We start from the raw sequence: 5,615 nt of genomic DNA on the forward strand, positions 1-5,615 counted from the left end.
ACTGCGTGGTCAACAACCAGCCCGTAGCAATGCTTATCAGCACAATAACAGTGATAACTGACCAAAAAATCTTACGACGCATCAAAGATCAGGTCCTATAACAATGTGTAAGCCAATCGGTTGGTCAGTGTCAGACAGACCCTTTGCTATATCAACGCGAATCAAACCTACGGGTGATCGCCAGCGAACACCAATACCAACACTATATTCAATAGGATCACTGAAATCGTTATAAGCATTACCAAAGTCAGTAAATATTGCCCCGCCCCAATCGTCCAGAAACATATGTTCATATTCCACACTGCCCACGGCGAGATAACGACCGCCTTCTACTTCGCCATCATCCCCTTCTGGCCCTAAAGACTGGTAATCAAAACCACGAATACTGTTGTCACCACCAGCGAAGAATCGCAGGGAACTGGGTAGTTTTTCAAAATCACTGACCTCAGTGGCGCCCAGTCCGCCACGGGTAATAATGCGTCCGTTTGCACCCAGTGATTTAATGTATTTTCCTCTGAGCACAATCTGACCAAAGGTGATGTCTGAAATCAATGATTCTGAGGCACCCGATAGCGCAAGAGATAAGCGTCCACCATGTCGGGTATAAAGCGTATTATCTGCCCAGGTTCGGCTCCAGGAAATACCCGGAATAAGCAACAAGGTCGACTCACTGTCATCCGACACATCAAAATCTTCATTTAACAGTTTTAATGATCCGGTTTCGTCCCAGCCCCAACGCTGGCGTTTGTAATAACTGCCGACAGCAAGCGATTCACTTTCACTGGTATCGGTATCTTGTTGTTTAAATTCCGTATTGAAACCCACTGTATTAATAGTACGGCTCCAGAAAGGCATCACATAATCTGCTGACAGGCTATTTGATACTTGCGACAATCTGGCATCTACATCAATACGATGACCACGATCATTCACGTAACGATTTTCCCAGCCTAGCGCTAATCGGGCGCCAGTATCCGTGCCATAACCCACACCGGCGGTGTAACTATGTTTTGGTTTTTCTACAAGCTCAATATCAAGCGGCACTTTGCCATCGTGTCTCTCATCACGTTTTGCTCGAACTGAGGCGACATCAAAGTAACCGCTATTGCTCAGGCTGCTTCTGAATGCTAAAACCTCAGCATCCAGGTAAGGATCACCGGCATCGAAAGGTTGCAGTCTGGACAGTAATCGTTCCCCTATAACTGTCTTCGGAAAGTGAATTTCATCGAAAAGATATCTTGGGCCAGATTCATAATATAAATAGACACTTGCAGAATTTATCTCAGGTCTTACTTCCACTAATGACTTGGTAAGTTTGCCATCAAAATAACCACGTCTTGCGGCGAGACTGAGAATATTTTTTTTGGCTTTCTCGTATGTTTGATGATTCAGCTTTTGTTCGACATTGAGCGGAAAATCTGCGAGTAACTTTTCAAAAGCTTCGTCGGTTTCAGCTTCACCGGTGAGCTGGATATCCAGTTTTGAAATTACAACCGGTTCGCCAGGTTCAATTGCGTATGAAGCGCTCCATTCTTTTGAGGCTTGTTCAGCATCGTTTTCCTGCTTTTGCTCTATTATAGAAAGATTGGCTGTTATCTCAGGATGATAATAGCCATACACCGTTAGCATATTGGTCAGTTCTTCAATGCTATTTTGATGCAACTTTTCTACATAACGCTGGGTGAGACGTTCACTCGCTTTATGCCGCTCAATAGTCAAACCATTACGTAATGTTGACGCCATATTGTCACTGACACCCGTTATTTCAACAGAAATCCGGGCTTCTTCCGCCTGAACTGACAAACAGAATAGGAACACACACACAGTAAACAGTCGTGATAGCGCTGACTTAATCGACAAGAGAATATCCGTTATAACGATAACAACACAATGACAGTATGACAGCCAAGGTGAACCTTGCCGATGATTATGGAAAGATCCAATTGTTAGGTTTGGTTGGAATTCTGGCGGTAAGTACTAGGTGAACAGCCAAAGAAACGTGTAAAACGCCGGCTGAAATGACTTAAATCATTGAAACCAAAGCTATAACAAGCATCTGTCACACTTTTACCCGCCTGAATTGCCTCGGCTGCCGATTTCAAACGTAACTGCTGTTGAAATTCACCCGGTGTACAGCCAAGTTGTTTTTTGAATTCAACATAGAGTCGACTGCGGCTCATGCACGCTTTTCGACACAATTGGTCGATATCTAAAGGCGCAGCAAGATTGGTTTCCAGGCAGTGGATTGCCGCTACAATGCCCGACGCATCCGGTACCTGCTGACAGTAACTTAACAGTACATCCCTACCCTGCTCACGCAATAGACGTATCACCAATTCTGTTACGCTCAAATCCAACATGATTTCTTTGTCAGGATTATCGGTGGTATAGAGCGTCACCATTTTTTCCAATAAACTTTGGGTGTCACCGGTGTGGTGTTTGTGAATAATGCGCGGTTGAAATTCCCAGCTATGTTCTACAACTTCTAGGGTTGTCAGGTCTCGCATGCGTTCAGCAAGACGATCAATGCGATCTTTTGATATTTCTATTGTCAAACAAGTCGTCGGCGCGGTTTCATTGGCATCCGGAAAGTCAATTTCAACGTAATCACCAGGAGGCATGACATAAGACTCGTGGGGTAAAAACAACTCACCTTCATGTTGATGCAGGTCATGCATGACCTTGCGGCCACTGACCATGCCACAAAATAAAAGCTGATCGGCTTCTATCCCTACTCGCTCAGCCGCGCGGTATGTGTCGTATATACTCAGCTCTGAGTCTGGACCCGCAAAACGGATCTTGTTTTCGACCAGTAATTGTCGTTTTTCTCGCCGTTTTGCTAACGAGAGTTTCTCAATCTGCATCGTGGTATCTTTAATATGGTTGTAACGAGATTGTGGAACTGTTCTGGACTGTAAGTCAAGTAAATGAGAATCACAGTCAAACACATTGAAGAGTAGCGCATTTATCCTGCATCATTACTCATATAACTATTATTAGACAGAGAGAGAGAAATTATGATTTACGCAAACCCCGGAACAGAAGGCGCCGTTGTCGATTTTGAGTCGCGCTATGGAAACTATATTGGTGGCAAATGGGTTGCGCCTGTTAAAGGGCAATACTTCGAAAACATCACCCCTGTCACAGGTGGAAAAATCTGTGACATCCCTGAGTCAACAGCTGAAGATATTGATTTAGCACTTGATGCAGCCCACGCTGCAAAAGACGCGTGGGGCCGCACATCTGTGCAGGAACGCTCCAATATTCTGCTTAAAATTGCGGATCGCATTGAAGCTAATCTGGAAATGCTGGCTGTTGCTGAAACATGGGACAACGGTAAAGCTGTTCGTGAAACATTAAATGCCGACGTACCCTTAATGGCGGATCACTTCCGTTACTTTGCTGGCTGTCTTCGCTCCCAAGAGGGCACGATGGGTGAAATCGACGAGAACACTGTCGCCTATCACTTTCATGAGCCTTTAGGTGTTGTCGGTCAGATCATTCCATGGAATTTTCCACTGCTAATGGCTGCTTGGAAACTTGCACCAGCATTGGCTGCTGGTAACTGCATTGTTATGAAACCAGCTGAATCCACCCCGGTTTCTATCCTTAAACTAATGGAAGTTATTGGTGATTTATTGCCTGCGGGTGTATTGAATATCGTCAATGGCATGGGCCGCGTTGCCGGTGAAGCGCTGGCTTCAAGTACCCGTATCGCTAAAATCGCCTTTACCGGTTCAACACCGGTGGGTTCGCACATCATGAAACGTGCGGCTGAAAATATTATTCCATCCACTACTGAGCTTGGTGGTAAATCACCCAACGTCTTTTTTGCAGACATCATGGATCAGGAAGAAGATTTCATCAGCAAAGCGGCAGAAGGCATGGTGCTGGCTTTCTTCAACCAGGGTGAAGTATGTACTTGTCCTTCACGTGCTCTGATTCAGGAAAGTATCTACGACGAATTCATTCAGATCGTTATGGAACGTGCCAAAGCTATTAAACGTGGCAACCCCCTTGATACAGATGTTCAGGTCGGAGCTCAGGCATCTCAGATGCAGTTCGACAAAATAATGGAATACGTCGATATCGGTAAAAAAGAAGGTGCTGAAGTCCTCATGGGCGGTTCCGTTGAACAGTTAGGTGCTGAGTTCGACAGTGGTTATTACATCCAGCCAACGCTGATGAAAGGCCATAACAAAATGCGTATTTTCCAGGAAGAAATCTTTGGCCCAGTTGTATCAGTTACTACCTTTAAAGACGAAGCAGAAGCCCTGGAAATCGCTAACGATACCGAGTTTGGTCTTGGCGCTGGTCTCTGGACTCGAGACATGAACCTCGCTTATCGTATGGGTCGTGGTATTCAGGCCGGTCGTGTGTGGACAAACTGCTACCACGCCTATCCCGCTCACGCGGCTTTTGGCGGTTACAAAAAATCGGGTGTTGGTCGTGAAACGCACAAAATGGTGCTGGAACACTATCAACAGACTAAAAACCTGCTGGTCAGCTACAGCACCAGTCCATTGGGTTTCTTCTAGAAATCATCTAACCACACAACTCTCCCTTTAGTCCTTTGCTTTCGGGAGAGTTTTTTGTGTCTGCTTAACACTCAATCTCAACCACTGTAAAGTGTTACTGTAGTGGGTGAGAATAACCAAAAGGTGTCGCTATATGGCTCAAGAAAATATCGAATCGACCTTACACGAAGATCGTCAGTTTCCACCTAGCGAAGCATTTGTAAAAACCGCTTCTCTCCATGCCGATCAGCTTGATGCTTTGTATCAACGCGCTGAACAGGACCATGAGGGTTTCTGGGCCGATGTTGCCCGTGCAGAAATTGATTGGAAACAGCCTTTCGCTAAAACATTAGATGATTCCAATGCCCCTCACTATCGCTGGTTTCCTGATGGCAAACTGAATGTTTCCTATAACTGTCTGGACCGCCAGTTAGAAAAAAATGCTGATAAAACAGCCATCATATTCGAAGGCGAACAAGGTGATGTAGAAAACATCAGCTACCGTGAACTTCATAAAAGAGTATGCGTCTTTGCTAACGCGTTGAAAGCGCAGGGTGTTAACAAAGGTGACCGGGTTGTTATCTATATGCCCATGATCACCGAAGCCGTTATTGCAATGCAGGCGTGTGCCCGTATTGGTGCCATTCACTCTGTTGTGTTTGGTGGCTTTTCAGCCTCGTCGCTGAAAGACCGGATTGAAGATACAGGCGCTAAGGTTGTTGTAACAGCTGATGGTGGTCATCGCGGCGGTAAAATTGTCGAACTGAAAAGTACTACGGATCAAGCACTTGATGGCGCTTGTGCATCAGTCGAAACTGTTATTGTATTCAAACGCACTGGCCATGATGTTCGCATGACTCCTAGTCGTGACGTTTGGTGGACAGATATTACCCGTGGTCAGGATGAAACCTGTGAACCTGAATGGATGGATGCCGCCGATCCGCTGTTCTTGCTCTATACCTCCGGCTCAACCGGTAAACCTAAAGGTATTCAGCATAGCTGTGGTGGTTACCTGCTAAATGCGATCACATCAATGCGTTGGGTGTTTGATATCCAGGATTCAGATGTTTTCTGGTGTACTGCTGATGTCGGCTGGAT

The 5,615-nt window shown here is 45.6% G+C and carries 4 protein-coding genes; 2 read left to right on the forward strand and 2 right to left on the reverse strand.

All coding sequences use genetic code 11. The features are described 5' to 3' along the window. Positions 1–81: 81 nt before the first annotated feature. Both ACTF5U_RS12055 and ACTF5U_RS12060 read right to left on the reverse strand, forming a co-directional pair. Positions 82–1,860 carry an autotransporter assembly complex protein TamA gene (locus ACTF5U_RS12055; RefSeq protein WP_438971879.1) on the reverse strand — a complete coding sequence of 593 codons (1,779 nt, stop codon included), beginning with the start codon at positions 1,858–1,860 and terminating at the stop codon, positions 82–84. Positions 1,861–1,946: 86 nt separating this feature from the next. After that, on the reverse strand, positions 1,947–2,864 hold the full coding sequence (locus tag ACTF5U_RS12060) for a helix-turn-helix domain-containing protein (protein WP_438971880.1): 918 nt from the start codon (positions 2,862–2,864) through the stop codon (positions 1,947–1,949). A 153-nt stretch (positions 2,865–3,017) separates the two neighbouring features. Between ACTF5U_RS12060 and exaC the strand changes: the two genes are divergently transcribed. Both exaC and ACTF5U_RS12070 read left to right on the forward strand, forming a co-directional pair. Continuing rightward, a complete protein-coding gene (exaC, locus tag ACTF5U_RS12065) occupies positions 3,018–4,538 on the forward strand; it encodes an acetaldehyde dehydrogenase ExaC (RefSeq protein ID WP_438971881.1) in 1,521 nt (506 codons plus the stop codon). A gap of 133 nt (positions 4,539–4,671) precedes the next feature. Next, positions 4,672–5,615: AMP-binding protein (locus ACTF5U_RS12070; protein WP_438971882.1), on the forward strand; the 944-nt coding region annotated here is incomplete at its 3' end.

Origin of the sequence: Methylophaga sp., from assembly GCF_965655755.1 — a bacterium.
Classification (GTDB): domain Bacteria; phylum Pseudomonadota; class Gammaproteobacteria; order Nitrosococcales; family Methylophagaceae; genus Methylophaga.